Annotated in this window: 30 protein-coding genes; 17 read left to right on the top strand and 13 right to left on the bottom strand. The window is 36.1% G+C overall.

The window, feature by feature from the left end:
- Nucleotides 1-39: 39 nt before the first annotated feature.
- From mazG to ruvX, 4 genes are all read right to left on the bottom strand, one after another.
- Nucleotides 40-807: a nucleoside triphosphate pyrophosphohydrolase gene (gene mazG / locus AC27VX_RS12710; protein ID WP_236857391.1), complete on the bottom strand. Its 768-nt coding sequence runs from the start codon at nucleotides 805-807 to the stop codon at nucleotides 40-42.
- Nucleotides 808-1,064: 257 nt separating this feature from the next.
- Entirely contained in the window at nucleotides 1,065-1,622 is a 558-nt protein-coding gene (locus AC27VX_RS12715) for a DUF5606 family protein (RefSeq protein WP_488695888.1), read from the bottom strand.
- A gap of 74 nt (nucleotides 1,623-1,696) precedes the next feature.
- Complete coding sequence (gene def / locus AC27VX_RS12720) at nucleotides 1,697-2,269, bottom strand: peptide deformylase (protein ID WP_236857389.1); 573 nt, start codon at nucleotides 2,267-2,269, stop codon at nucleotides 1,697-1,699.
- On the bottom strand, nucleotides 2,266-2,682 hold the full coding sequence (gene ruvX, locus AC27VX_RS12725) for a Holliday junction resolvase RuvX (protein WP_236857388.1): 417 nt from the start codon (nucleotides 2,680-2,682) through the stop codon (nucleotides 2,266-2,268). Before ruvX ends, def begins: the two co-directional genes overlap by 4 nt.
- 114 nt (nucleotides 2,683-2,796) lie before the next feature.
- On the opposite strand from ruvX, the gene AC27VX_RS12730 reads away from it, so the two are divergent.
- Nucleotides 2,797-3,273 carry a SixA phosphatase family protein gene (locus AC27VX_RS12730; RefSeq protein ID WP_236857387.1) on the top strand — a complete coding sequence of 159 codons (477 nt, stop codon included), beginning with the start codon at nucleotides 2,797-2,799 and terminating at the stop codon, nucleotides 3,271-3,273.
- On the top strand, nucleotides 3,254-4,144 hold the full coding sequence (locus AC27VX_RS12735) for an archaemetzincin (RefSeq protein ID WP_488695891.1): 891 nt from the start codon (nucleotides 3,254-3,256) through the stop codon (nucleotides 4,142-4,144). Before AC27VX_RS12730 ends, AC27VX_RS12735 begins: the two co-directional genes overlap by 20 nt.
- A 172-nt stretch (nucleotides 4,145-4,316) precedes the next feature.
- On the opposite strand, the gene AC27VX_RS12740 is transcribed toward AC27VX_RS12735, so the two are convergent.
- On the bottom strand, nucleotides 4,317-5,861 hold the full coding sequence (locus tag AC27VX_RS12740) for a serine hydrolase (RefSeq protein WP_236857385.1): 1,545 nt from the start codon (nucleotides 5,859-5,861) through the stop codon (nucleotides 4,317-4,319).
- Nucleotides 5,862-5,962: 101 nt separating this feature from the next.
- Between AC27VX_RS12740 and AC27VX_RS12745 the strand changes: the two genes are divergently transcribed.
- From AC27VX_RS12745 to AC27VX_RS12770, 6 genes are all read left to right on the top strand, one after another.
- Nucleotides 5,963-6,427, top strand: coding sequence for a hypothetical protein (locus AC27VX_RS12745; protein ID WP_236857384.1), 465 nt, complete (start codon nucleotides 5,963-5,965; stop codon nucleotides 6,425-6,427).
- 85 nt (nucleotides 6,428-6,512) lie between these two features.
- Entirely contained in the window at nucleotides 6,513-6,962 is a 450-nt protein-coding gene (locus AC27VX_RS12750; RefSeq protein WP_488695893.1) for a hypothetical protein, read from the top strand.
- Nucleotides 6,962-7,459 carry a metallophosphoesterase family protein gene (locus AC27VX_RS12755; RefSeq protein WP_300686447.1) on the top strand — a complete coding sequence of 166 codons (498 nt, stop codon included), beginning with the start codon at nucleotides 6,962-6,964 and terminating at the stop codon, nucleotides 7,457-7,459. Before AC27VX_RS12750 ends, AC27VX_RS12755 begins: the two co-directional genes overlap by 1 nt.
- 25 nt (nucleotides 7,460-7,484) lie before the next feature.
- Nucleotides 7,485-7,979 (top strand): DUF8465 domain-containing protein, encoded by a 495-nt coding sequence (locus AC27VX_RS12760; RefSeq protein ID WP_300686449.1) that lies wholly within the window; start codon nucleotides 7,485-7,487, stop codon nucleotides 7,977-7,979.
- A gap of 18 nt (nucleotides 7,980-7,997) precedes the next feature.
- Nucleotides 7,998-8,714 (top strand): DUF3822 family protein, encoded by a 717-nt coding sequence (locus tag AC27VX_RS12765; RefSeq protein ID WP_236857380.1) that lies wholly within the window; start codon nucleotides 7,998-8,000, stop codon nucleotides 8,712-8,714.
- 81 nt (nucleotides 8,715-8,795) lie between these two features.
- Nucleotides 8,796-9,368: an RsmD family RNA methyltransferase gene (locus AC27VX_RS12770; RefSeq protein ID WP_236857379.1), complete on the top strand. Its 573-nt coding sequence runs from the start codon at nucleotides 8,796-8,798 to the stop codon at nucleotides 9,366-9,368.
- On the opposite strand, the gene AC27VX_RS12775 is transcribed toward AC27VX_RS12770, so the two are convergent.
- Complete coding sequence (locus tag AC27VX_RS12775) at nucleotides 9,365-9,712, bottom strand: winged helix-turn-helix transcriptional regulator (protein WP_236857378.1); 348 nt, start codon at nucleotides 9,710-9,712, stop codon at nucleotides 9,365-9,367. The two genes, AC27VX_RS12770 and AC27VX_RS12775, sit on opposite strands and share 4 nt — an antisense overlap.
- A gap of 82 nt (nucleotides 9,713-9,794) precedes the next feature.
- Between AC27VX_RS12775 and AC27VX_RS12780 the strand changes: the two genes are divergently transcribed.
- The gene (locus AC27VX_RS12780) at nucleotides 9,795-10,397 is read left to right on the top strand and encodes a nitroreductase family protein (protein WP_300688004.1); all 603 of its coding nucleotides are present in this window, start codon (nucleotides 9,795-9,797) and stop codon (nucleotides 10,395-10,397) included.
- 81 nt (nucleotides 10,398-10,478) lie between these two features.
- On the opposite strand, the gene murI is transcribed toward AC27VX_RS12780, so the two are convergent.
- From murI to AC27VX_RS12805, 5 genes are all read right to left on the bottom strand, one after another.
- Complete coding sequence (gene murI / locus AC27VX_RS12785; protein WP_236857376.1) at nucleotides 10,479-11,309, bottom strand: glutamate racemase; 831 nt, start codon at nucleotides 11,307-11,309, stop codon at nucleotides 10,479-10,481.
- A gap of 61 nt (nucleotides 11,310-11,370) precedes the next feature.
- The gene (gene hemW / locus AC27VX_RS12790) at nucleotides 11,371-12,495 is read right to left on the bottom strand and encodes a radical SAM family heme chaperone HemW (protein WP_300688001.1); all 1,125 of its coding nucleotides are present in this window, start codon (nucleotides 12,493-12,495) and stop codon (nucleotides 11,371-11,373) included.
- A gap of 49 nt (nucleotides 12,496-12,544) precedes the next feature.
- A complete protein-coding gene (locus AC27VX_RS12795; protein ID WP_236857374.1) occupies nucleotides 12,545-13,495 on the bottom strand; it encodes a PorP/SprF family type IX secretion system membrane protein in 951 nt (316 codons plus the stop codon).
- 51 nt (nucleotides 13,496-13,546) lie between these two features.
- A complete protein-coding gene (locus AC27VX_RS12800; RefSeq protein ID WP_488695899.1) occupies nucleotides 13,547-14,620 on the bottom strand; it encodes an RluA family pseudouridine synthase in 1,074 nt (357 codons plus the stop codon).
- A gap of 73 nt (nucleotides 14,621-14,693) precedes the next feature.
- Nucleotides 14,694-15,785 carry a PASTA domain-containing protein gene (locus AC27VX_RS12805; protein WP_236857372.1) on the bottom strand — a complete coding sequence of 364 codons (1,092 nt, stop codon included), beginning with the start codon at nucleotides 15,783-15,785 and terminating at the stop codon, nucleotides 14,694-14,696.
- 156 nt (nucleotides 15,786-15,941) lie between these two features.
- Here AC27VX_RS12805 and AC27VX_RS12810 point away from each other — a divergent pair, with 156 nt between their 5' ends.
- The 3 genes from AC27VX_RS12810 (at nucleotide 15,942) to AC27VX_RS12820 (ending at nucleotide 18,372) form a co-directional block, all read left to right on the top strand.
- Nucleotides 15,942-16,934 carry a D-alanine--D-alanine ligase gene (locus AC27VX_RS12810; RefSeq protein ID WP_300686099.1) on the top strand — a complete coding sequence of 331 codons (993 nt, stop codon included), beginning with the start codon at nucleotides 15,942-15,944 and terminating at the stop codon, nucleotides 16,932-16,934.
- A gap of 88 nt (nucleotides 16,935-17,022) precedes the next feature.
- Nucleotides 17,023-17,487 carry a pantetheine-phosphate adenylyltransferase gene (coaD, locus tag AC27VX_RS12815; protein ID WP_115971715.1) on the top strand — a complete coding sequence of 155 codons (465 nt, stop codon included), beginning with the start codon at nucleotides 17,023-17,025 and terminating at the stop codon, nucleotides 17,485-17,487.
- A 252-nt stretch (nucleotides 17,488-17,739) separates the two neighbouring features.
- Complete coding sequence (locus tag AC27VX_RS12820; RefSeq protein WP_300686102.1) at nucleotides 17,740-18,372, top strand: trimeric intracellular cation channel family protein; 633 nt, start codon at nucleotides 17,740-17,742, stop codon at nucleotides 18,370-18,372.
- A gap of 193 nt (nucleotides 18,373-18,565) precedes the next feature.
- On the opposite strand, the gene AC27VX_RS12825 is transcribed toward AC27VX_RS12820, so the two are convergent.
- Both AC27VX_RS12825 and AC27VX_RS12830 read right to left on the bottom strand, forming a co-directional pair.
- Complete coding sequence (locus AC27VX_RS12825) at nucleotides 18,566-19,132, bottom strand: DUF2892 domain-containing protein (RefSeq protein ID WP_236857369.1); 567 nt, start codon at nucleotides 19,130-19,132, stop codon at nucleotides 18,566-18,568.
- 75 nt (nucleotides 19,133-19,207) lie between these two features.
- Nucleotides 19,208-19,702: a dihydrofolate reductase gene (locus AC27VX_RS12830; protein ID WP_236857368.1), complete on the bottom strand. Its 495-nt coding sequence runs from the start codon at nucleotides 19,700-19,702 to the stop codon at nucleotides 19,208-19,210.
- Nucleotides 19,703-19,776: 74 nt separating this feature from the next.
- Between AC27VX_RS12830 and AC27VX_RS12835 the strand changes: the two genes are divergently transcribed.
- From AC27VX_RS12835 to AC27VX_RS12855, 5 genes are all read left to right on the top strand, one after another.
- Complete coding sequence (locus tag AC27VX_RS12835) at nucleotides 19,777-20,382, top strand: LemA family protein (RefSeq protein ID WP_488695903.1); 606 nt, start codon at nucleotides 19,777-19,779, stop codon at nucleotides 20,380-20,382.
- A 2-nt stretch (nucleotides 20,383-20,384) separates the two neighbouring features.
- On the top strand, nucleotides 20,385-20,813 hold the full coding sequence (locus AC27VX_RS12840; RefSeq protein WP_236857366.1) for a TPM domain-containing protein: 429 nt from the start codon (nucleotides 20,385-20,387) through the stop codon (nucleotides 20,811-20,813).
- Nucleotides 20,794-21,603 carry a TPM domain-containing protein gene (locus AC27VX_RS12845; protein WP_236857365.1) on the top strand — a complete coding sequence of 270 codons (810 nt, stop codon included), beginning with the start codon at nucleotides 20,794-20,796 and terminating at the stop codon, nucleotides 21,601-21,603. Before AC27VX_RS12840 ends, AC27VX_RS12845 begins: the two co-directional genes overlap by 20 nt.
- Nucleotides 21,604-21,805: 202 nt before the next feature.
- The gene (locus tag AC27VX_RS12850) at nucleotides 21,806-22,327 is read left to right on the top strand and encodes an NAD(P)H-dependent oxidoreductase (protein WP_236857364.1); all 522 of its coding nucleotides are present in this window, start codon (nucleotides 21,806-21,808) and stop codon (nucleotides 22,325-22,327) included.
- Between the two features lie 3 nt (nucleotides 22,328-22,330).
- Complete coding sequence (locus tag AC27VX_RS12855; protein WP_236857363.1) at nucleotides 22,331-24,214, top strand: monovalent cation:proton antiporter-2 (CPA2) family protein; 1,884 nt, start codon at nucleotides 22,331-22,333, stop codon at nucleotides 24,212-24,214.

The raw sequence follows: 24,214 nt of genomic DNA on the forward strand, positions 1-24,214 counted from the left end.
AAACTGAGAATAAAAAGCATTAATCATTCCAAGTAAGATTTATGAAAGCTGTTTGGCTTTTTCCCAAAAAACATCCATTTCTTCCAGAGACATATCTGCAAGATTCAAATTCTTCTCACTGGCAAGTTTTTCCATTTGCTGGAATCTTGAAATAAACTTCAGATTGGTTCTTTCCAATGCTGAATCCGGATTGATTCCCGAAATTCTTGCATAGTTAATCAATGAGAAAAAAACGTCTCCCAGCTCCAGTTCTTTCTTATCAGGATCTGTTTCTTCATGAAACTCCCGAATCTCTTCATCCACTTTTTTCCAGGCATCTTCTGCATCATGAAATTCAAAACCAATACCTTTTACTTTATCCTGGATTCTAAAAGCTTTTACCAAACTAGGCAGACTTTTCGGAACCCCTCCTAAAATAGATGTATTGCCTTCTTTCAATTTTAGTTTTTCCCAGTTCTGTTTCACTTCTTCTTCATCTTTCACCTTGGTATCACCATAAATATGAGGATGACGGAAGATCAGCTTTTCATTAAGTGAGTTAATAACATCAGCAATATCAAAACTTCCCTTTTCAGAGCCTATTTTAGAGTAAAAAACCAAATGAAGCAGAACATCACCCAGTTCTTTCTTTATTTCCTGTAAATCGTCCTGTAAAATAGCATCTGAAAGCTCATAGGTTTCTTCAAGAGTAAGGTGGCGAAGGGACTCTAACGTCTGCTTCTGATCCCATGGACATTTTTCACGCAAATCATCCATAATATCAAGAAGCCTTCCGAAAGCTTCTAATTTTTCCTGTTTCGTATTCATAAGTAATTGGCCATTCAATCTTATACAAATGTAAGGGTTATTTTGGGAAAAGTAAAAAATTGGAAATTGAAAGTTAAGAATGAGAAATTGAGAGTGTAGAGTTAGCGTTTTTTTTAGTTTTCCGAGGTTTAAGAATGAATGTTGGGAACAAAAATTGGTAATGAAGAGAAATAGACCTCCGACTACTATCTTCTAAACAAAAAGCCTTGTTAAGAAAATTCTTAACAAGGCTTTATTTATAAAATTCAATAAATGAATTATCCTTTTTTAGTATGTGTACTTTTAGGAGCTGATTTTGCTGCTGAAGTAGCTTTTACTTTTGGAGCAGCAGCCTTTTCAGCTTTTGGAGCCGCTTTTTTTGTTTCTTTTTCAATGCTTATTTCTTCGGCAGGTTCACCTTCCAGAGTTTCAGGTTCTGCTTTTACAAAGCTATCCGGAGTAATATATCCAGCTTTGTGAAGAATGTTGTACCATTGCGCCAATTTCTTAATATCAGAAGCATATACTCTTTCTGTATCATAGTTAGGAAGAGAGCTCAACATAAAGTCCTTCAATTCCGAATCAGAAGATTTGTGAGAAATAGTCTCCTTATAGTCGTTGTTTTTTGCAACATTTTCAAAAACTTCGAACAAAGGAACTTCTTTATCAAATGTAAACATTGCAATATTATCCAATAAACTTACCTGGCTTGAATTTCCAATGCTAACTTTTTTCTTGTTGGTAACATCTTCAATGATGAATCCGTTTCTTAATTGAGAAACTAATTTGTAAAGTCCTGGCTTTCCAGAAATTGAAATTATTTTTTCTAACAGCATAATTTTATTTTTTGTAAATTCTGCAATCAGCACTAAGCCTTTTGCTTTTTATTATTTTTTTATCCTTGTTTTAATTATTTTGGAAATCTCATTTTATAACCGATGCTTACATCACCCTGAGAGATTTTTGACAGTTTTCCTTTTACCAGCTTCTTTTTCAAAGCACTTAGATGGTCGGTAAACAGAATCCCTTCAATATGGTCATATTCATGCTGAATTACGCGGGCTCTAATATCGGAAAAAGTTTCTGTATGTTTCACAAAATTTTCGTCATAATATTCAATAACGATTGTACCTTTTCTTTTCACGTCTTCACGCACATCCGGAATAGACAGGCAGCCTTCATTGAACTTCCATTCTTCACCGGATTCTTCAAGAATTGTAGCATTGATAAATACTTTCTTGAAGTCTGCCAGCTCATCTTTAATATCCTCGTAATCTTCATCTTCTGCAAGAGGCGTTACATCTATTATAAATACACGTATATCCAAACCGATCTGAGGTGCAGCAAGACCAATTCCGTTTGCACTGTACATCGTTTCGAACATATTATCTATCAGTTCCTGTAATCCGGGGTAGTCTTTTTCTATATCTTTTCCTACTTTTCTCAAAACAGGATCCCCAAAAGCTCTTATCGGTAGTATCATCTTAATCTTTGTTCTAAAAAATTCTGCAATATGATCGTTGCACTTACTTTATCTATTAATCCTTTTTCCTGTCTTTTCTTCTTACTCTTTCCACTTTGGGAAATAAAAAAAGAAGCCATTTTGGAAGTAAATCTTTCATCCAAACGGTGAACCGCAATATCCGAAAATTCTTTTTTAAATTCTTCAATGAATTTTAAAATATCTGTTTCGACTTCTGAAATATTTCCTTTCAAATCTGTGGGAAGCCCAATTACTAAACCATCTACCTTATTTTCTTTGAAATATTTTCTCAAAAAATCCAGTAATGAGCGGTTCTCTACAGTCTCCAGCCCACTGGCTATAATCTGCATATCATCCGTCACAGCAATGCCACAACGGGCCTTTCCATAGTCTATTGCAAGGATTTGTCCCATAAGTTTGCAAATTTAGTAAAATTTACTGATTTTATTCATAACGCAGTTTTTTTATATAAATCATGTTTTATTCCATTATTTTTTTTATAATTTTAATCTTCCAAAAACATATATATGAAGAGACTCATCCTCGTAAGACATGCAAAAAGCGACTGGCCGGAAGAAACGGAGGACTTTGACAGACCCTTGGCAGACAAAGGTTTGGAGGATGCTATGAACATGTCCCGATTCTTAAAACATAATAATATTTCTATCGATTATTTTGTATCCAGCCCGGCAGTACGTGCGCTGAATACCTGCAAAATTTTCAATCAAACTTATCAGTTGGGCTTTTCTACTGATCAAAAATTATATAACCCTTCGGAAACAAATTTTGAATCTGTAATCTATGATCTGGATGATAACTTAAGCTCGGTAGCTCTTTTTTCCCATAATAATGGAATTTCTAATTTTGCAAATTCTATTTCCGAAGATATTTTTCACTTTCCGACGTGTGGTGTAGCCGGCTTTGAAGTAGACTGCAGCTCGTGGTCGGAATTTGATGGTGCCAAAAAGAAACTTCTGTTCTTTTATGAACCCGGGAAGATATAGCTTTATCTCTACATTTTTTTGTTCCGTACTATTGATGATTCTTTTTTCATGCCAGAAAAAAGAAAAGACCTATTTCGAAACAATAGCCATCAATGATATACCGCTTCCAAAACCTAAGCCTGGAACCTGGAGATATAACCATGATGAAAAATTCCAGCAGTTTGAGGATTTTCAGAAAACAAGAAAAATTAAACCTGAACCCGGAAGAAATATAATTTATCTTCAACCTATCGGAATATTTAATGAGCTTCAGAAAAAAGAAATAGAACTTACAAAAGCATATCTGAAAATATATTTCCAGCTGGAAACTAAAGTGCTTCCCGCTTTACCTAATAGCATTTTCCAAAAAAAAGTAAAGAGAATATCTAAAGAAGGACAGGAACAGATATTGGCAGGATATGTACTGGACAGTATTCTAATAAAAAGAAAACCTAAAGATGCTGTTATCCTGATGGGAATTACAGAAAAAGATCTTTTTCCGACACCAGAATGGAATTATGTTTTCGGACTTGCATCTTATGATGACGGTGTGGGAGTAACTTCTATGTATAGATTTGCCAACGGTAATCTTACAGCATCCAATTTCAATAGAAGCTTTCTGCGGCTAATCAAAATCAGTTCTCATGAGATCGGACATATGTTTGGAATCAACCATTGCCTGAATGCCAACTGCGTTATGAATGGAACCAATTCCCTCACAGAAACGGATTATCATCTTGCAAGAGCCTGTTCACTTTGCCAGAGAAAATTAAATTCAAGTTTACATTTTGACAATCAAAAAAGGCTTCTGGAATTAAAAAAATTCTTTGAAAGGCAGCATCTTAATACAGAATTATCCTTTGCACAACAGGATCTGAATCGGCTTCATTAGCCCAATATTTCTTTTATACGTAACATATTTCCCCTTCTGGAGGAATGCAAAAAAATTACCAGACTGGTTATTTTTTGGATAAAGCCATTATCGACTGCATATAAAAAAGACGGGCTAAAGCCCGTCCCTATTGAATATATTTCGCGATTTTGCCTTTCTTATTTTTCGCAGCTTACTTCTTCTTCAGATCGAGATCATCAAAATCAAAACTGAAATCCGTTACATCAGAAATAGCTTTTAGCCTTGCTGATTCTGCTTTGCCATTCTCATCATAGTTGAAAATAATATAGGCATCTGCATCATAGCTTCTGTCATCCCATTTGATGATGAAAGAATTATTAGAATAAGGGAGTAATTCTCCTTTTAACCTTGGAGAATTTTTACATGAAATTCTGTAAGTACTTCCCTGCCGGGCAATTTCAACATCACCAAACCACACATCATTATACATCCCGATAAACTGTTCTGCTTTTGGCTGAAGAGCTTTTTCCTTTTTAAAGGCATCAGATCTCGCAAAAGATTCTTTCTTCTGTTTGTCATATTCAGCCTCTGCTCTAGACATTCTCTCTCCATATGTTTTCAGCCAGTTTCTGTCTGCTACTCCCAGATATGAATCTTTTACCGTATTTGTGATCGTATTAAATGCTGCTCCTGACTGTTGATTCGTTAATACAACGATTCCCAGTTTTAAATCCGGGATTAAAGTGAACTGTGTTACCGTCCCGATCAGTCCCCCTGTATGCTGAACTTGTTTATGCCCTTTAACATCACTAAGGAACCATCCTAGTCCATATCCGTAAAAACTTGTATCATATGGGTTTTTAGCTGCCACTCTATCAGGAATCTGCAGACTCCAAAGCTGCTGGGCATTTTTATCAGACACCAATTTTTTACCGTCTTTAGTGGTAAAGTTATTTAAGAGGCATTCTGCCCAGGTCGTCATATCTTTGATGTTACTCATAATTCCGCCTGCTGCATTTGCTGTTTCATTCCAATCATGAGGAACGGCAATTGCTTTCCCGTCTACAGGTGCGTGAGCATCAATTTTATTGGAGGCTGCTTTAGCTCTGTTGTAACTTCCAAAGCTGGAATTCATCCCTACAGGTTTCATGATTCTCTGCTCAATAAATTCTGCCCAGCTTAACCCGGAAATTCTGTGGATGACTTCTCCCGCAACAATAAACATGATATTATTATAATCTAATTTCGTTCTGAAAGGATTTTCCGGTTTCAAATATTTTACATTGCGTACAATATCATTAACGGTTAAATTTCCTCCTTCCGGAAAAAACATTAAATCTCCCTGTCCCAACCCCAGCCCTGCTCTGTGAGTAATCAGATCCTTTATGGTTATATTCTTGGAAACGTATGGATCATACATTTGAAATTCGGGAATATATTTTGAAACACTATCATCCCAGTTCAATTTTCCTTCATCAGCCAGGATGGCTAATGCTACACAGGTGAACCCTTTGGAATTGGAAGCGATCCCTACCAATGTATTGTCATCCATAGGTTGTTTAGTCGTAAGAGAACGGACTCCGAAGCCTTTAGAATAGATTACTTTGCCATCTTTTACAATTCCTACTGACATTCCGGGAACGTCGAAAGTTTTCAGGGTATTCTGGACCAGTTCATCCAGTTTTTTCTCTTCAACCTGCGCATTCGCTAATCCCACGGTCAAAAGAAAAATGAAAAAAGAAAATTTCTGTTTCATTATTATTTTAATTTTCCCAAATTTAGCAAATATTAGATGACCCCCATTTTGTTCGTGTTAAAAGTTTACCTATTTTTCCGGCAAATCAGTTTTTAATATCAATGAAAAAGTCAATTTGTATTTTTCTTCTCTCTTTTTTTGCGTTCAGTTTTATGAAAAGCCAGGATAAAGTTTCTAATCCTCTCCTTTTACAAACCTGGAATTTAAGAAACTCAGACACCTATATTTATACCTATGAAAAGCAAAATGCTTTTGATAAAAAGAGACAGGGTCTCAGATTTCAGAAAAATGGAAAGATAACAGGAAACCTGGGAAACTCTCAACGCAAATACGATACATTAGAAGAAATTACTCCTAAAAATTTAAAATTCGAACGTTATATCGGAGATTGGAAAAAAGTATCAGATACAACACTTACTGTAGTATTTCCTTCTAATTTCAGTATGAACGGTACTTTCATAATTTCAAAGCTGACAGAAAATGAATTAAAATTGAAAAGATTATTCAGCGCTGATGTAGAGAAGAAACTTGATTCTATACGCAGAACCAAAAATATTGCTGACTGATCTTCATGAAATGTATCCGGGGAATACGCTTACTTGATAAGTTTAGTAAAGCTTCTTTATATTTGCAGTATAAATAGTACTAAAAATGACCGCAAACCGATTATTGGCTTTCTTCATATTGATGATAAGCAGTAATTTATATTTTTCTCAGGAAGTTGTTATTAAAAATGATAAAGTTCTTCTGGATGGTAAACAGATCCTAAAGGCTGAAAAAATCAGCCTTGCTCAGTATTCATTTTTTTCTATGAAGGATGATGAAGAAATTTTACTTTATAAATACATGGATAACGAAACACCAAGTTATGTAAGTGATGATTACTTCATTCTTAATTTCTTAAGTGAAAAAGTGAAGGTAGAGTCCACAGATCTGGGAAAAGTTGCCAATTTTATGAATTCCAAAAAAGGAATGGAAAAAATAATAAAATGGCTGCTAAAGGAAAGAGTTCTTAATCAGAATGGTGAACTAAATCCTGACCGTGTTATAGTATTTAAAGAAAAATACGACGAAAATATTACTGCAAGAACCCTTAGATAATGACAAAAATCCTTCTCCTTTCAGACTCCCACTCTTATATAGATGACCGGATTTTAGAATACGCTGCCCAGGCAGACGAAGTATGGCACTGTGGAGATTTCGGAAGCATAGACGTTATTGAACAGCTGGAAAAAATAAAACCTCTGAAAGGTGTTTATGGAAATATTGACAATCCTAAAATACGTGCAGAATTTCCGGAAGTTAGCCGGTTTTTCTGTGAAAAATTAGAAGTTCTAATGATTCATATTGGTGGTTATCCTGGAAAGTATACGCCTTTAACTAAAGCAGAAATTGAAAAAAAGGCTCCCAAATTATTTATTTCGGGACACTCTCATATTCTGAAGGCGATGTATGATGAAAAAAATAGTCTTCTGCACCTGAATCCCGGAGCATGTGGAAAACAAGGCTGGCACAAAGTGAGAACCATGATGCGTTTTGTAGTGGATGGTGAGGAAATCAAAGACCTGGAAGTTATTGAATTGGGTTCCAGAGTTTGAGAAAAGAGAAACAGTTTAAAAAATTATGAAAATTGGCGATAAAGTTTCGGTAGTAGATGAAGATTTAAGCGGAGTTGTGACTTCCGTTAAGGGAAATATTGTGGTTTTCAAAGATGGGTATGGCTTTACCCACCAATACGCTAAAGAGAAGCTTGTACCTAAAGACCCCGATCTTTATGAAAATATAAGAGTAATAAAAAAAGCTGAACCCAAAAAAGTAATTTCTAAAAAACATCAGAAAAATCATTTGGTTTTAGACCTTCATTTTCATAATTTGGTAAAAAATCCAAGTGACTATGACAGTTTTGAAAGATTGTTTATTCAAAAGGAAAAACTGATTGAGGTATTGGCCTTTTGCAGAAAGAATAATCTCAAACGGCTGGAAATCGTTCATGGTATTGGTGATGGGGTATTGCAGAGGATGGTTAGGGATGTATTAGAAAGCCAGGTCAATATTGATTTTTATAATAAGGAAATACTTCACCATCAATCGGGTGCGGTAATGGTAGAATTTCACTAAATTTGCAGGAATTGAAATATGAACGTACTTAATTTACTTTTTACCAAAGACGGATTGATTTACCAGATTGTGAAAAACAAAAACATTCTGGAGGAGAAATCTTATTTTGTGACTGAAGAGACCCCACCCAATCTTATTGAAGCAAAACTTGATGAAATTCTTATCAGACAAAGGTTTGATGAAATTCAGGTGATTTCTGCCTTTAATCACTTTACGCTGATGCCAGAAGGTTTTTCTGAGCATGATGCCGGATTTGATCTGATTGCCTTCAATGCTCCCAGCGACAGGGAAAAAGAGGAACTGATGCTTTCCATCAACAAAAAATTCGGTATTCAGTTTTACTATACTTTTCCGAAAAATTATTATAAAAAAATAAAAGAGCTTGCCATACCGGTGCATTTCAATTTCTCCGGAGAAAAGTTTCTAAGTTCAGTTCATAATAAAAACAGTAAGGAAATTCACATTAACCTTTATCATAATCAATGTGAGTTTTTTGCGATTGATAATAAAAAGATCATTCTTTATAATAATCTGGATGTCAACTCAGAGGTTGATTTCCTGTATTTCATTATGTTTACTTTGAGCAAAATAGGTTTTGGAATCAATGAAACCAGCTTTTATGCTTACGGAGAGACTACGGAAAATGAAACATTTATTTCCGAACTTCAGAAATTTGTCAAAAACCTGAAAATTGTATTTGACAATATCCCCAATAAGAATTTTATATTAAATTAGATTACAGATTACGATCTATCAAAAGGGCCAAACCCAAAAAATAGCTGTCTGTAATCTATTCCTAAAACCCCTAACAAAAATATGTTCAGAATAATATCAGGCAAATGGAAAGCCAAAAAAATTGCCGCTCCTAAAAACTTTGAAGTAAGGCCCACAACTGATTTTGCTAAAGAGGCTTTATTCAGTATTCTGGAAAACAAATACGATACGCAGTCAATATCCGTACTTGATCTTTTTGCAGGCATCGGTTCTATTACATTCGAATTTGCTTCCAGAGGATGTCAGGATGTAACGTCTGTAGAAATGAACCCAAAGCATACTGCATTTATCAATTCCACGGCTTCAGATCTTGGTATGGGAAACCAGATCAATGTACAGAGAGGTGATGTTTTTGACTGGCTTAAAAAATTCAGAAATAAAAAATCTTTCGAAATCGTTTTTTCTGATGCTCCTTTTGAAATGGAAGAGAAAAAATATTACGAACTGCTTTCTCTGGTTTTAAAAAATAAATATTTAAAGCAGAACGGAGTTCTTATTGTAGAGCACCAAAGCCGTATGAAACTGGAACATCCTAATTTGATAGATACCCGAAAATACGGAAACGTGAGTTTCAGTTTTTTTGAACCTAATAAAGAAGATAATCAGGAAATTTAATTCCTGATTATTTTTTTTGACATATCCGGAGATTCCTCGCCCCATCTTGTTATCGCCTCCAAAACAGGCAGCAGAGTTCTTCCAAAATCCGTTAATTCATATTCAACAACTAAAGGAGGTTTCTCTGTAAAAACTGTTCTGCTGACAATATTATCATCTTCTAACTGCTTTAGCTGAAGGCTCAGTGTTCTTTCTGTAATAGTGGGGATTGATTTTCTCAATTCGCTGTATCTTCTTGCACCACCAATTAAATGGTGTAAAATTACTGCTTTCCATTTACCACCTATAAACCTCATTGTTACGCTGGTACAGCAAGGATAGGATTTATTATCTACTGTATACATTTATACTATCATTTTTTACCGTTATTGCAAAGTTACTAAACTTAAATTAATTTTGTAACTATAAAAATGATAGTATAAAATTATGAACTTTTTAGACAAAATGAAAACGAGGTATACGGTAAAAAAGTATAACCCACAGGGAAAAATAAGTGACGAACAAGTAGCAGTACTGAAAGAAATTTTGAATCTCAGTCCCTCTTCGATCAACAGCCAGCCATGGAATTTTGTTTTTGTAAATGACCATTCTAAAGTAAAAGAGCAATTGGCGGAGGCTTCTTACTGGAATAAGGAAAAAGTTATTGAAAGCAGCCACCTGATTGTTTTTCAGGTCCTTAAAAATCCTGAAGATTTCGAAAAACAAATTGAAGAAAAACTGCCTGAAGGGTCTGTAAATTATTACAAAAATTTTGTAAAACCTAAAGGGGAAGCCGGAATCAAAGCATGGTTGAAGCATCAGGTTTATTTATCATTAGGTGTCTTTCTTTCTGCCTGTGCTGACATGGGAATAGATTCTACTCCTATGGAAGGAATAGAACCTGAAAAATACGATGCTATTCTGAATAATGAGAAATATGAGACTCTTTTTGCGGTAACCATTGGTAAAAGAGACGAAACAGATGCCAATCAGCCAAAATTCACTCCAAAGACAAGGCTGAACGCTGAAAAAGTGATCGTAGAGGCCTAAGGCTTCCCACTGATTAAGCAAATACTTGTGGACAAGTCTGCGAAAATAAAAAAAGCTGTTTCAGATGAAACAGCTTTTTACTTATAATACTTTCAATTCTAAATCAATAGTCTTTCCAAAAAATTTCTTAGAGATTTTCTCAAAGTTCTTGGTAAGGTCAGAAAGGTAGAAATGATAATTCGGTTTTGGATTATTATCATTCATAAGATTATACTTATCAAGAATAATCTTCAGATGATTGGCTACAATATTCGGGGAATCTATGACACGAACCCTGTTTCCATAATACTGCTTGATCTCATCAATTAAAAGAGGATAATGAGTACAGCCCAGAATCAGCGTTTCTATATTCTTTAGTTTACTATTACTTAAATAATTATAGATAATAGCATGGGTAATCGGATGGTTTTTGAATCCTTCTTCAATGGCAGGAACAAGTAATGGGGTTGCCAGTTCATCCACCTTGATCCATTTATTATGTTTTCGGATGCTCTTCTTATACAGTCCGGAATTTACAGTTGCCTTTGTAGCAATAACCCCTACATTATTATGAATTTCGTAAGATACTTTTTCTGCAACAGGATTGATAACGTCTATTACAGGAACTCTTCCTGCCACAGACTGCATAACTTCGTTCAAAGCGTTTGCTGTAGCGGTATTACAGGCAATCACAATTGCTTTACAATTCTGCTGCAGCAGAAAATTGGTGATCTTTGTAGAATATTCAATAATCGCCTCTTTAGATTTTTCTCCATAAGGAAGGTGTTTGGTATCCCCAAAATAAATAAGGTCTTCATGCGGAAGGAGTCTCTTAATTTCTTTGGCAACGGTAAGACCTCCTACTCCACTGTCGAAAATTCCGATAGGCTGGCTTGGTGAAAGGTGCGAATAATCTTGTCTCTTAGTTTTCAAATGAGCTGAAATTTTATACAAAAATAGTGAATTTTATGGCACATATATATATATGCAAGTATTATACAAGAAACAAATCTGAAGCAATACCATCTGCCATAAACCAATGCTTCTCAGGAATTTTTAAATGGTCATTTTCAATTATTAAAATACCATCTTCTATTTTCAGCTTTATTTCTCGTTGAAAATGATCAAGGAATCGGTCATCAAATTTATTTTTCAAGCTTTGAATGTCTACTCCCCAAATGGTACGCAGGCCAATCATAATCATTTCGTTAAACTGATCTTCTTTGGAAAGGATTTCTTCTTCTTTTGCAAGGGTTTTATCATTAAGTTTTTTAATGTACTGCTGATTATTAGCTACATTCCAGCTTCTCACATCAAAACCGTTATATGAATGTGCAGAGGGTCCTATTCCCAGGTATTCCTGATATTTCCAATAGGCAGAGTTGTGTCTGGAATAAAACTCTGGTTTTGCAAAGTTCGAAACTTCATAATGCTCAAAACCGTTATCTTTCAAGAAATCTGACAGATAATAAAATTCCCTGTTCTGTTCTTCTTCCTTAGGACTTTTTACTTTTCCTTTTGATATCCAGTTTTCCAAAGCGGTTTTCGGTTCTACCGTCAACGCGTAAGACGAAATATGAGGAACCTCTAATGCTATTGTTTTATTTAAGTTTTCTTTCCAGATCTCAAGATTGGAAGTAGGAGAACCGTAGATCAGGTCAATACTCAGATTTTCAAATCCGAAATCCTGAGCCCTTTTGATAGAGCCTTCTGCTTCAGAGGCACTGTGAGCACGGTTCATCAGCTTTAAGTCTTCTTCGAAAAAGCTTTGTGTACCAATTGACAGACGGTTAACAGGGGTTCCGGACAGTTGTTTCAGGAAATTTTTGTCCAGATCATCAGGGTTGGCTTCCAAAGTAACCTCAATGTCTTTGTCAAAACTGAAATACCGCAGTGCTTCATCAATTAAAGAATTGATTTCGTCTACGGAAAGTATAGAAGGAGTACCACCTCCAAAGTATAAAGACTTCAATGTCTTGTTCTGCAGTTCATCTTTTCGAAGCGCTATTTCAGTCTTCATTGCACGAATCATTTCATCCTTAAAATTCAAAGATGTTGAAAAATGGAAGTTGCAATAGCTGCACTTTTGTTTGCAGAACGGGATGTGAATATATATCATAAAAAAAGCTCTGAAAAATCAGAGCTCAAATTTATTTAAATTAAATTGATTAATATCTAAATCCTCTAACATTAATAAAGTTGTCAAAGTTATAACCCAGACCAATCATGAAGCTGTTTCCTCCATAGCTCTGGATATCAGAGATTCCAAGGTTATAGGTTGCTCCGATCATGAATTTGTTGAATCTCACTTTTACAATTGGAGAGATACTCAGGTTCTGGTTATCAAATCGGTTTTGAACAGTTCTGTAGCTTACCCCAAAAGAGAAAGCGTTGATATCATTAGAGAATGTCGCCATAAGGTTCCAGTCAATCATTCTCGTTGAGTTTGTATTTAGGTTGATCAATGCTGATGGCGCTAAGGTAATGTTATCAGCGATATTCCAGTTATATCCTAAATTTAAGAAGAATTTAATTGGAGAAGGCTCGTAGTTGTTAACGATGGAAGCATCATTACTTAATGCAATATCATTCACGGAAACACCCCCGAATAAACCTCTATAGGTAGCAGCCAAACCAAAGTTTGCATACACCATAAAGATGTTACTCTCTTCACCTCTCAATAATGGGTCTCCACCTTCTTCAGTATTGATTTTTGAATAATCAAAATTCATGTTATAGAAGTTAACACTTGTACCGAAAGAGAACTGGTCTTTTCTGTCTCCTTCACTACTTAGAGGAATAAAATATGAAGCACCAGCTGTAATACCTCCCGCAGAAATAGGACCATTACTGTCTCTAAACACGGAAATACCAGCACCTACTCTATCAAAGATATTCGCATTAATCCCAATAGACTGAACATTCGGAGAATTACTGAATTTTGAAAATTGTTGTTGATAATTGGCGTTGAGCTGTACGTAATCTGTTTTTCCGTATTGAGCTGGGTTGAACAGGAACTCACCATCCAAAAGATATTGCTGATAGTATGGTAGTGATTCTTGTGCTTTGTATGCATTTGACAAAAGAGCTAAACATACGATAGCATATAGTTTTCTCATAACAAATCTTGATTTCAATTCAACAAATATAAAAAAATTCTCAATATATTTTTAGTTTTCTAAATAATTTCTCCATTTTTTTACGGCATCCGTCATATCTTTGGGCATTGGGCTCTCAAAATACAATTCCTTTTTAGTTGTTGGGTGTATAAATCCGAGGGTATGCGCATGAAGAGCATGTCTTGGTAAAATTTCAAAAACATTTTTAATAAACTGCTTATATTTGGGAAGATTCACTCCTCTCAAAGGAGTATGCCCCTCATATCTTTCATCATTAAACAAAGTATGGCCAATATGTTTGAAATGAGCCCTGATCTGGTGCGTTCTTCCTGTTTCAAGCTTACATTCAACCCAAGTCATATATCTGAATCTTTCCAGCACTTTATAGTGCGTAACAGCGTGTTTCCCGTGACTTCCGTCTTCATAGACAGACATCTGCATTCTGTTTTTAGGATGTCTTCCAATATGTCCTCTGATGGAACCTTCTTCTTCCTGAAGATTTCCCCATACAAAAGCCCAATACAGTCTTTTGGTAGTCCTGTTAAAAAACTGCTTTGCCAGAAAGCTCAATGCATATTCATTCTTTGCAATAACCAGCAGTCCGGAAGTATCTTTATCAATCCTGTGAACAAGCCCCACTCTGTCAAGATCAGACTTTTGTCCGTTCTTTTCGAAATGATAAGCTAATGCATTCACCAAGGTTCCATCCCAGTTTCCAAATCCGGGGTGTACTACCATTCCGGGCTCCTTGTCTACAACCACCAGATCATCATCTTCATAAATGATATTGATAGGAATATCCTGAGGAACGATGACATTCTCTCTTGGAGGGTGCGTAAGAAGTACTGAGATCTGATCTCCGGGTTTCACGCGATAATTCTGTTTTACCGCGATTCCGTTCACTATAACGTTTCCAGCCCTGCAGGTCTGTGAAATTTTATTTCTTGAAGAATTCTGTCTGTATATTAATAGGAATTTATCAATCCTTAATAGTTCCTGTTTGTTATCAACAGTGATATTAAGATGTTCATACAGTCCCTTATTTTCTTCATCAATATCGATATTCTCAATACTGTTGGAGTCTAATAATTCTTCATCTAAAAAATCTTCGTTATCTTCTGACATTGTTTTATATTTTTTACACAAAAGGCTTCAACATTTTGCAGTTGAAGCCAGTATTTTTTATATTAATTTGATCTTATTCTACGACTACTTTCTTAGCTTTCGGCTTTTGAGCAGGTTGCTGTGCAGCAGTTGAAGCAGCTGGTTTTGCTGTATTTCCTGCAGCAGAGGTATTTGCAGACGTTTTAGGTTTTTCAGTCCCTGAAACAGCTGGTTTTGGAGTTGTAGTCTGAGGCTTAGGAGTCTCTACCTTTGGGGTCTCTGGCTTTGGAGTTTCTTTCCTGGGTACAGGAACAGGTACTACAGGCGCTTCATAGCTTGGTTCATTATGAACTTCTTCATATCGTACCGGAGGCAGAGAAGTATCTACTTTCATACGGTAGATGGAGTTCAGCTGTTCTACTTTAGCTCTAAGTTCCGCAGGTGTTCGCTTACTTGCCCAAAGGTCAATCTGCATTCCCTGATCACGAACATCTCCCGATGCAGGATCCTGATAATAAATAATATCAGATTCATCCTTACTTCCGTCTTCATGCTCTACAAGTCCTACTTCAAACATACTTTTTGCAATAACTGCTCTTGCTTCTTTTACAGAAAGTCCTACCACATTCGGAATTGAGATATTTCTCATCGGTCCTGATCCCACTACTACATCAATAACAGAGAATCTAGGTAAACGGGCACCCGGATTTACAACATTTCCTTTATACAAAATTCTTAAAAGAGCATCTTTCTGAATACTTGGTTCATAGATGGTATCCCCGATTTTAAGACCTACCTGATCCAATCTCTGGAATGCCAGACCTGAATATTTATTGATAACATCAGGAACAGCAATCTGTGCCCATGTTCTAGGATTTACTCTAAGACGCACTGTTCTTCCGTCTTTTACACGGGATCCAGGTGCAGGATAGATCTGAAGAACCTGAAAGGGTCTGTATTTAGGGTCATAATTGGCACTGTCTACTTCATACTCCAATCCTGTATCATCCAATATTTTAACAGCATCATGTATCGATTTATTTACAACATTGGGAACAGGAATTTCCTGACCATGGTTAGTATGGTACTCCAACCAGCGAAATGTGAACCATACCAGCGCTACAAAAACGCCGATGGCTACTACTAAATTCAGTAAAACTTTCCAATTGAAAAGTGATTTAAGCATACTTAAAAATACTTTAATTATAACGGCAAATATAGCTAATAATTTTAGAATGGGGTTTTTATTTAACACATTTCATTTTTGATTTTAAAATTTACCTATTTCCATTATTGCATTCCATAAAATGATTAAATTTGCCTTAATTGATACTATATGGTTATGAATAAAAAAAGTGTTGCCGTAGTAATGGGAGGCTATTCTGATGAATATGTAGTTTCCTTAAAAAGCGGGCAGTTGATCTATGATTCTTTAGATAGAAATCTCTATGATGTATATAAAGTAGTAGTCCTTAAAGATGAGTGGTATTTTTTAGGTGAAAATGATAAAAAACATGAAATCAATAAAGGTGATTTTTCTGTTATTCTAGATAATGGGGAAACATTGAAGTTTGATGTATGTTTCAATACCATCCATGGAACTCCGGGCGAAAATGGCATTCTACAGGCTTACTGGGATGCAATAGGTCAGAAATATACCGGTTGTGATTTTTATCAGAGCGCGCTTACCTTTAATAAAAAAGACACTCTTGCTGTATTATCAAAATATGGAATCCCTTCTGCCAAAAGTATCTATTTAAGAAAAGGAGAAACCATCAATGTAGATGAGATTGTAGCAGAACTAAACCTTCCTGTTTTTGTAAAACCAAACCAATCCGGATCTTCACTGGGAATTTCCAAGGTGAAAGATAAATCTGAATTGATTGCCGCTACAGAAATAGCCTTTAAAGAAGATGATGAAATCCTTATTGAAAGTTTCTTAGACGGCATGGAAGTTTCCGTAGGGGTTATCGATTTCAAAGGAGAAACTATTGTTTTAGGGATCACGGAAATTGTTCCTACCAATGAATTTTTTGATTATGAAGCCAAGTATGAAGGAGCTTCTGAAGAAATTACCCCTGCAAGAATAGATGAAGAAACCACAAAAAGAGTGGAGGAAATCTCTAAAAGAGCATACAATTCATTAGGAATGAGCGGTTTTTCAAGAAGCGAATATATCTTAATGGATGGAATTCCTTATATGCTTGAAATGAATACCAATCCGGGATTCTCCCCTGCAAGTATCCTTCCTCAGCAGGCAAGGCATTATGGAATTTCCCTTATGGATCTTTGCGGAAATGAAGTTGAAAAAGCCTTAAATAAAATCAATAGATAACAGAAGTTTAAAATTAGAAGTTTGAAGTGAGTATAAGAATGAACTGATAACTGACAATTTATCACTTAAAATTCATAATTCATACAACATGAAAATTGCTGTTTTTCCAGGGTCATTTGACCCCATTACATTAGGACATTACGATATTATAGAAAGAGCGGCACCGCTATTTGATAAGTTAATTATTGCCATCGGGCAGAATTCTCAGAAGAAATATATGTTTCCCCTCGAAAAGAGAAAGGAATTCATTCAAAATTCTGTTGCCGAATTCCCCAATGTAGAAGTAGACTCTTTTGAAGGCTTAACGGTAGATTACTGCTTTGAGAAAAACGCTCAGTACATCATCAGAGGATTAAGAAACCCTGCAGATTTTGAGTTTGAAAAAGCAATTGCCCATACCAACAGAACTTTAGCCCATAAAAAACTGGAAACGGTTTTCCTGCTTACTTCTTCCGGAAAATCATTCATCAGCAGCAGTATTGTAAGAGAAATCATTACTCACGGCGGAGAATATGAGCTGATGGTTCCGGATTCTGTGAGAGTAGAGAAATAAATATATAAGTAATGAGCAATTCTGACAGGATAGATTGTCACCCAATTTTAAGATTGACCAAACGCAGTTTTGTTCTGAAATTATTGATAAATTAGAAGATTTAAATCCGAAAAAAAAATTTACATTTAAAAACAGAATCTGAAGAACTTGTAAAAGTTATGGCTCGATATAAGTTTAAACTTTCTCAAATTTAAATGGCATAATTTTTATTATTACTGATTGCTCATTACTTATCATTCATACCCATAATATATGCACGAACAGTTCAATTTCGCAATAGAAGTCCTTGGGACCATTGCCTTTTCCATGTCGGGAAGTTTTGCAGCGATGCAGAAACGGCTTGATCCGTTCGGAGTGCTTATTATTGCCTTTGTAACCTCTGTGGGAGGAGGAACTGTAAGAGATCTTCTTCTTGATATCCCCGTATTCTGGATGCATGATCTTCTGATGTGCTCCCTGATCCTGATTACCAGTATTTTTTCAATGATTTTTAAATCTATGGAAAAAAACTTCAAAGTAACGCTGTTTATTTTTGACAGTTTTGGTTTGGGACTATTTACCATTATCGGAATTCAAAAAGGACTGAATGCAGATATCCACCCTATGATCTGTATTGCACTGGGTACAATTACCGGCTGTTTCGGAGGAATTATCAGGGATATACTGCTCAACAGAATTCCGTTAATCTTCAGGAAGGAAATCTATGCTACAGCTTGTATTATGGGAGGAGGAGCCTTTTTCCTGATGACCAAATACACTGCACTTTCTTATACATTCATACAGATTTTCACCATTTTGCTGATTGTTGCTATCCGGACTTTTGCAGTAAAATACCATTGGCAGATGCCTAAATTTTATGGTTATGACCATAATTCAGAAATGTAGAGTGATAAAGATGATGACAGAAATTCTATACAAATAGTTTTCAGAACCTCTTTCAGAAACAGAATATCCTGCTCGCTTCAGGAAACATCTTCAATCCAAAAGATAATCTCTTCAAACTCCCCCCCCACCTTGCATGGTAAAAAACAAAAAGTCCTGAAAAAATCAGGACTTTTATATTGTATATCAGAATGGATTAGAATTTCCCTCTCTGTCTCATATTCGGATTGTGCATATGCTTTTGCATAGATGGCATTTTCAACTGATCTTTCATCATTTTGATCTGATCCGTCATCATCCCTGCGCTATCTAGTCTTTTTGCTTCTTCCAAAAGCTTCTGTCCTTCCTGTCTTCTTCCTTTGGAAATAGCCGCTGCAGCAAGATTTAAAGTAGCCATAGCTCTGTCGTGTTTCATATTCAGACCATACTCCAGTGCTTTCTTCATTAAAGGCTCCACTTTTGTAGGGTGGTCCTGAGCTTGGGTCAATCCCAACAAATAGTGGAAATAACCATATTGAGATTTATAAAGCTGTCCCTGATAATCTGTTATTTTCGTTAACCATTCTCCAGCTTTTTCCATATTCTGTTTTCTCAGTTGCCAGAATGCCAAAAGGATATATTCATTTTTAAAGAAAAGTAAAATCGGAAATGCGGCAAGAAGAAAAACAACAATACCCCAGCCAAGATTTCTTGTGAAAATCATAAGATAAAGTCCTGCAAGGATAAGAAGTGCTGCTATTGCAATTTTTATGTATTTATTCATTATTAAATTTTAGAAGTGCAAAGATAAAAAATTTAGAGGTTAGAAGCCAGAGTTAAAAGTTAGATTTCTATCCCCTTACTCGCTTTTAATTTTTTCAAATGTCTGGAAACAGAAATCATAAGCGTTTTTCTCATCTTTCTCATGGCAGACTTCGTTTGTTTTTTTCCAGATCTTCTCATTTATTTTCGGGAAAAAAGTATCTGCTTTCAGATCAGCTTTTACTAAAGTAACCTCTAATCTATCTGCGATATCCATAGTCTGTTCATAGATATTACCTCCACCGATAATAAAGACTTCTTCATCAATTTTTTTTGCAAACTTCATTGCTTCCTTGATGCTGCCTACAATAAGAATCCCTTCTTCAAACCAGTTTTTCTTTCTTGACACAACAATGTTGGTGCGGTTCGGAAGGGCTTTCCCAATACTTTCATAGGTTTTTCGCCCCATGATCACCGGATGTCCTGAAGTAATATCTTTAAAATGTTTTAAATCTGTAGGAAGATGCCAAAGCAACTGGTTTTCAAAACCAATTTCATTTTTCTCTCCCATTGCCACCACTATTGTTGTCATGCAAATATAATTTTTTACAAAATTAGCACATAATTTGTATATTTGATTAGCACAAAAAATTAAAAAAATAAACTATGAAAAATAAAGGATGTCTGGGTGCAGGAACCATTGGTATCGCCCTCCTTATTATTGTTGCCGTTTTATTCTTCTGGGGAAAAAGCGGATATAACAATTTTGTTAATAAAGAACAGACTGTCAACGCAAAATGGTCGAACGTAGAAACTGTATATCAGAAAAGGGCCAACCTTATTCCCAACCTTGAAAGAACGGTAAAATCGTATTCAAAATTTGAACAGGAAACTTTAACGCAGGTTGTTGAAGCGCGTTCTAAAGCAACTTCTATCAACATCGATCCCACTAACATGACTGATGCTGATATTGCTAAATTCCAGGCTGCTCAGGGAGAACTATCAGGAGCATTAAGCAGATTAATGGCAGTAGTAGAATCTTATCCTAATTTAAAAGCAGACCAGCAGTATATCAATTTCCAAAGAGAATATACCGCTATTGAAAACAGTATCAGAACAGAAACTGTTTATTACAATGACGCTGCACAGGATTACAACACTTCTATAAAGACTTTCCCGAATAATATTTTGGCGAATTTCACCAATTTTAAAGAAAAACCTTATTTCAAAGCTGATGCAGGAGCTCAGAAAGCACCTGAAGTATTCAAATAATAATGGGTAATTACCTTACAAATCAACAGATCGCTTCCCTTGTGGAAGCGATTCAGTCTGCGGAAGATCATTCTACGGGAGAGATCAGGGTGCATATTGATTCCAATACAGAAGACCAGATGGCAAAAACAGCTTTTGAAGTCTTCAGGGAACTCTGTATGGATAAGACAGCCGATAGAAACGCAGTGCTTTTTCATGTTAATTTTGAAAAAAAGTACCTGACTATCATTGGTGATATCGGGATTCATGAAAAGGTAAACCAATCTTACTGGGATCACCTGCATGATTACATTACTGCAGAATTTGCTAAAGGAAATTATTACAAAGCACTGAAAAGTGCTATCCTGGAAACAGGAATTGAACTCAAAAAACATTTTCCTGTAAAAGGAGAAAACCCAAACCAACTCCCAAATGAAATTACGTTCTCTTAAAATAGTATTTTCATTTCTATTGCTTTGCTTTTACACATTTGTATCAGCACAGTACACCGTTCCCGAAAAACCAGCAATACTCTATCCTGTTTTTGATGAAGCCGGTCTTCTTTCTCAGCAGCAAAAAGATGAACTGAATAATAAACTGATCAAGTTTGCCGATTCTACCTCAACAGAAATTGAAGTAGTGATCATCCGCTCCACCAAAGGAGAAGATGTCAACTTTCTGGCAACCATGTTTGGCGAAAAATGGAAAATCGGAAAAAAAGGAATAGATAACGGAGTGGTATTCCTGATTGCGACAGAAGACCATACAATGTCTATCCAACAGGGACGGGCTGTAGAACAATATCTGACAGCTTCAGTAGCAGGACAGATCCTTGATTATATTGTTACCCCAAATTTTAAGAAGGGACTTTGGTACGAGGGAATCAATGGCGGAACCTCAGCCATTATGGAAGCTGTTCAGGGGAAATTCAAGCCTGTAGCTACTACAGCACCTTCCGGTAATGGAAGCGCATTGAAAGTGCTCCTGATTGCTTTTGTTATTTTTATCATCATTGCGATCCTCTTTGGCAACAAAGGCGGCGGTGGTGGCGGTGGAAATAATGACGACGACGATGATGTGATCATTACCCGCAGAGGACGCAGAAACTATCCCGGAGGCTTTTTCCCATTCCCTGGTGGTTTTGGAGGCGGTGGATTCGGTGGTGGCAGTTCCGGTGGCGGTTTTGGAGGCTTTGGCGGTGGAGGAAGTTTCGGAGGCGGTGGTGCTTCCGGAGGATGGTAAGCTAATAAATAATTTTATTTATAATACAAAACACATCAGGTCTTAACGGCCTGATTTTTTTTATTTAAAAAACTAAAATAACGTCTATTTTTTAGTTTTTATTAACGTTAAATTGATCTTTATGTGTTAAAAAGTTAACAAAAACACATAAAAACCACCTTTTATTCAATATTTTTTCACTATATTTACTGAAAACAGGATTATGAAGAAGACGCTGGTAGTATTTGCACACCCTTATCTGGAGCACTCCAATTCGAATGTAGAGCTTATCAATTTCTACGTCCGCCACCAGCATTATACCTTGAGAGATCTTTACGAAGAATATCCTGACTTCCATATTGCCGCTTTCAGAGAAAGAAAACGCCTTAAGAACTATGACCGTTTCGTATTCCAGTTTCCATTAATATGGTTTGGAATGCCTCCCCTCCTCCGCTTGTGGATAGATGAGGTTTTCGATAGAGACTGGCTCAAAGAAGGCGAGTACAATCCATTAGAAGGAAAAGAGGTCTATATCCTGATTACAACAGGCGGTAAAGAAAGATCTTTCAGTAAAAACGGAACTTATGGATATACCATTGATGAACTCATCAGCGGGCTGATTGTTTCACTAAAGGTTTTCAAGGCTAATATCAAACATATTAAGATCGTATACGAAGCCAATAAGCTTTCAAAAAAAGACATTATTTTACACAAAAAAGAATTTACAGAACTACTCAATCAATAGCATATGGAATCCAGCTTAGCGATGAACACATTAATTTTTCTGGGTGTAGCCATTATTATGGTTCCATTAGCCAGAAAATTCGGATTGAGTTCTGTTATCGGATATATTTTAGGAGGAATCATTATAGGACCCTATGTACTCAGACTCACGGGAAATAATGTAAATGATATCATGCATGCCAGTGAATTTGGTGTAATTATGCTCCTTTTTATTGTAGGTCTGGAACTGGAACCCCGGAAATTCTGGGAAATGCGGAAGAAAATAATGGGATTGGGTCTCTCTCAGATGCTTCTCACCATTTCATTACTCTTCATAGTATTTATCACTGTCGGATGGAGGGTAGATAAAGCGATAGCTGTTGCTATGTGTTTTGCCTTATCTTCTACAGCTATTGTTCTGCAGACATTACAGGAAAAAAACAATCTTAAAACCACAGCAGGAGAAGCCTCATTCTCTACCCTTTTATTTCAGGATATTTCTGTCATTCCTATTTTGGCAATTCTTCCCATTATTGCCAATTATAAAGCAAAACATCATGATAACGAAATCCAGATCCTGATACAGAGACTTCCGGAATGGCTTCAGGCAGGCACTGTAATTTTCGGGGTTGTTTTATTGATTTTATTAGGCAGGTATGTATTCGTACCTTTTCTACGCTATGTTTCAAAATCCGGGATGACGGAACTGTTGACCGCTTCGTCTTTATTTCTTGTTATTGGTGTCTCTGAACTGATGATTGTTATTGGGCTTTCTCCTGCATTAGGAGCTTTCCTTGCAGGGGTAATGCTTGCCAACAGTGAGTTCAGGCATGAACTGGAAGCACAGATCAATCCGTTTAAAGGACTGCTTTTAGCTGTTTTTTTTGTCAGTGTTGGCTCAACGATCAATTTCAATATCATTCAAAAAGATCCTTTATTTATTTTCAGTACTGTTTTTGCGGTACTAAGTGTGAAGTTCGTCGTTTTGTATGCTATCGGAAAATTTTTCAAAATAGATACTCCACAGAGTTTTTTCTATGCTTTTGCCCTTTCGCAGGTAGGAGAATTTGCTTTTGTCCTGATCAACTATGCTTCGGACCTCTATCTTCTAAGTCCGGAACTTAATGCACAATTAATGGCTGTTACAGCTATTACGATGTGCATCACTCCTATCCTTCTGATCATTAATGAACGTTTTATAACCCCGAAATTCATTAAAGAAATACCTGAAGAAGATCATGATTTCAATATTCTCGACAGTGATGTAGCTCAAAAAAAGATCATCATCGTAGGATTCGGGCATTTTGGAAGTACCGTGGGACGTCTTTTAAAAGCGAATAAAATTTCGGCCACTGTTCTGGACAGAGATTCGGACCGTGTGAAGCTGCTGAGAAGCTATGGCTTTAAGGTTTATTATGGTGATGCTACCAGAATTCCTATTTTAAGAGCTGCAGGAATTGAAGATGCCGAGATTCTGGTGTTGTGCCTGGATGATCCTGATGACAATATGTTTATTGCAGAATTGGTACGTGAGCATTATCCCGATGTGAAAATTTTTGTAAGGGCAAAAAACAGAATTGATGCCTATGAATATCTTAATAACGGAATCAATCATATTTACCGTGAAACATTAGGAACAGCCGTGGATATGGCCGTAGATGTACTTCATGAAACAGGAATGAGAAAGTATGCTGCCAGACGTCTTGGACAAAGATTTATGGCTATTGATAAGGCCTCTGTAAGAAAACTGGCAAAAATGGCAGAAGACCAGGATGTTACTTTATTCAGTACAAAAGAAATCCTCCAGCGTGAGGAGGAATTATTAGCTTATGATAATCTTAATTTTGATCATAGAAACTGGGACTCTTCCTCATCGGCTGAAGAAGATGAAGAAGAATCTCAGGAATGA

The sequence above is a fragment of the Chryseobacterium sp. 14P4.3.2 genome (assembly GCF_057799275.1).

What these genes read in the sequence shown, in the direction of transcription:
- AC27VX_RS12760 (WP_300686449.1), top strand. Translation starts at nt 7,485, where the DNA reads ATGAAAATTGGCGATAAAGTTTCGGTAGTAGATGAAGATTTAAGCGGA.
- mazG (WP_236857391.1), bottom strand. Translation starts at nt 807, where the DNA reads ATGAATACGAAACAGGAAAAATTAGAAGCTTTCGGAAGGCTTCTTGAT.
- AC27VX_RS12825 (WP_236857369.1), bottom strand. Translation starts at nt 19,132, where the DNA reads ATGAATAAATACATAAAAATTGCAATAGCAGCACTTCTTATCCTTGCA.
- ruvX (WP_236857388.1), bottom strand. Translation starts at nt 2,682, where the DNA reads ATGGGACAAATCCTTGCAATAGACTATGGAAAGGCCCGTTGTGGCATT.
- AC27VX_RS12845 (WP_236857365.1), top strand. Translation starts at nt 20,794, where the DNA reads ATGAAATTACGTTCTCTTAAAATAGTATTTTCATTTCTATTGCTTTGC.
- hemW (WP_300688001.1), bottom strand. Translation starts at nt 12,495, where the DNA reads ATGATATATATTCACATCCCGTTCTGCAAACAAAAGTGCAGCTATTGC.
- AC27VX_RS12800 (WP_488695899.1), bottom strand. Translation starts at nt 14,620, where the DNA reads ATGTCAGAAGATAACGAAGATTTTTTAGATGAAGAATTATTAGACTCC.
- coaD (WP_115971715.1), top strand. Translation starts at nt 17,023, where the DNA reads ATGAAAATTGCTGTTTTTCCAGGGTCATTTGACCCCATTACATTAGGA.
- AC27VX_RS12735 (WP_488695891.1), top strand. Translation starts at nt 3,254, where the DNA reads ATGAACCCGGGAAGATATAGCTTTATCTCTACATTTTTTTGTTCCGTA.
- AC27VX_RS12775 (WP_236857378.1), bottom strand. Translation starts at nt 9,712, where the DNA reads ATGTATACAGTAGATAATAAATCCTATCCTTGCTGTACCAGCGTAACA.
- AC27VX_RS12780 (WP_300688004.1), top strand. Translation starts at nt 9,795, where the DNA reads ATGAACTTTTTAGACAAAATGAAAACGAGGTATACGGTAAAAAAGTAT.
- AC27VX_RS12715 (WP_488695888.1), bottom strand. Translation starts at nt 1,622, where the DNA reads ATGCTGTTAGAAAAAATAATTTCAATTTCTGGAAAGCCAGGACTTTAC.
- AC27VX_RS12765 (WP_236857380.1), top strand. Translation starts at nt 7,998, where the DNA reads ATGAACGTACTTAATTTACTTTTTACCAAAGACGGATTGATTTACCAG.
- def (WP_236857389.1), bottom strand. Translation starts at nt 2,269, where the DNA reads ATGATACTACCGATAAGAGCTTTTGGGGATCCTGTTTTGAGAAAAGTA.
- AC27VX_RS12805 (WP_236857372.1), bottom strand. Translation starts at nt 15,785, where the DNA reads ATGCTTAAATCACTTTTCAATTGGAAAGTTTTACTGAATTTAGTAGTA.
- AC27VX_RS12755 (WP_300686447.1), top strand. Translation starts at nt 6,962, where the DNA reads ATGACAAAAATCCTTCTCCTTTCAGACTCCCACTCTTATATAGATGAC.
- AC27VX_RS12830 (WP_236857368.1), bottom strand. Translation starts at nt 19,702, where the DNA reads ATGACAACAATAGTGGTGGCAATGGGAGAGAAAAATGAAATTGGTTTT.
- AC27VX_RS12850 (WP_236857364.1), top strand. Translation starts at nt 21,806, where the DNA reads ATGAAGAAGACGCTGGTAGTATTTGCACACCCTTATCTGGAGCACTCC.
- AC27VX_RS12840 (WP_236857366.1), top strand. Translation starts at nt 20,385, where the DNA reads ATGGGTAATTACCTTACAAATCAACAGATCGCTTCCCTTGTGGAAGCG.
- AC27VX_RS12820 (WP_300686102.1), top strand. Translation starts at nt 17,740, where the DNA reads ATGCACGAACAGTTCAATTTCGCAATAGAAGTCCTTGGGACCATTGCC.
- AC27VX_RS12750 (WP_488695893.1), top strand. Translation starts at nt 6,513, where the DNA reads ATGACCGCAAACCGATTATTGGCTTTCTTCATATTGATGATAAGCAGT.
- AC27VX_RS12855 (WP_236857363.1), top strand. Translation starts at nt 22,331, where the DNA reads ATGGAATCCAGCTTAGCGATGAACACATTAATTTTTCTGGGTGTAGCC.
- AC27VX_RS12745 (WP_236857384.1), top strand. Translation starts at nt 5,963, where the DNA reads ATGAAAAAGTCAATTTGTATTTTTCTTCTCTCTTTTTTTGCGTTCAGT.
- AC27VX_RS12795 (WP_236857374.1), bottom strand. Translation starts at nt 13,495, where the DNA reads ATGAGAAAACTATATGCTATCGTATGTTTAGCTCTTTTGTCAAATGCA.
- AC27VX_RS12740 (WP_236857385.1), bottom strand. Translation starts at nt 5,861, where the DNA reads ATGAAACAGAAATTTTCTTTTTTCATTTTTCTTTTGACCGTGGGATTA.
- AC27VX_RS12835 (WP_488695903.1), top strand. Translation starts at nt 19,777, where the DNA reads ATGAAAAATAAAGGATGTCTGGGTGCAGGAACCATTGGTATCGCCCTC.
- AC27VX_RS12730 (WP_236857387.1), top strand. Translation starts at nt 2,797, where the DNA reads ATGAAGAGACTCATCCTCGTAAGACATGCAAAAAGCGACTGGCCGGAA.
- AC27VX_RS12770 (WP_236857379.1), top strand. Translation starts at nt 8,796, where the DNA reads ATGTTCAGAATAATATCAGGCAAATGGAAAGCCAAAAAAATTGCCGCT.
- AC27VX_RS12810 (WP_300686099.1), top strand. Translation starts at nt 15,942, where the DNA reads ATGAATAAAAAAAGTGTTGCCGTAGTAATGGGAGGCTATTCTGATGAA.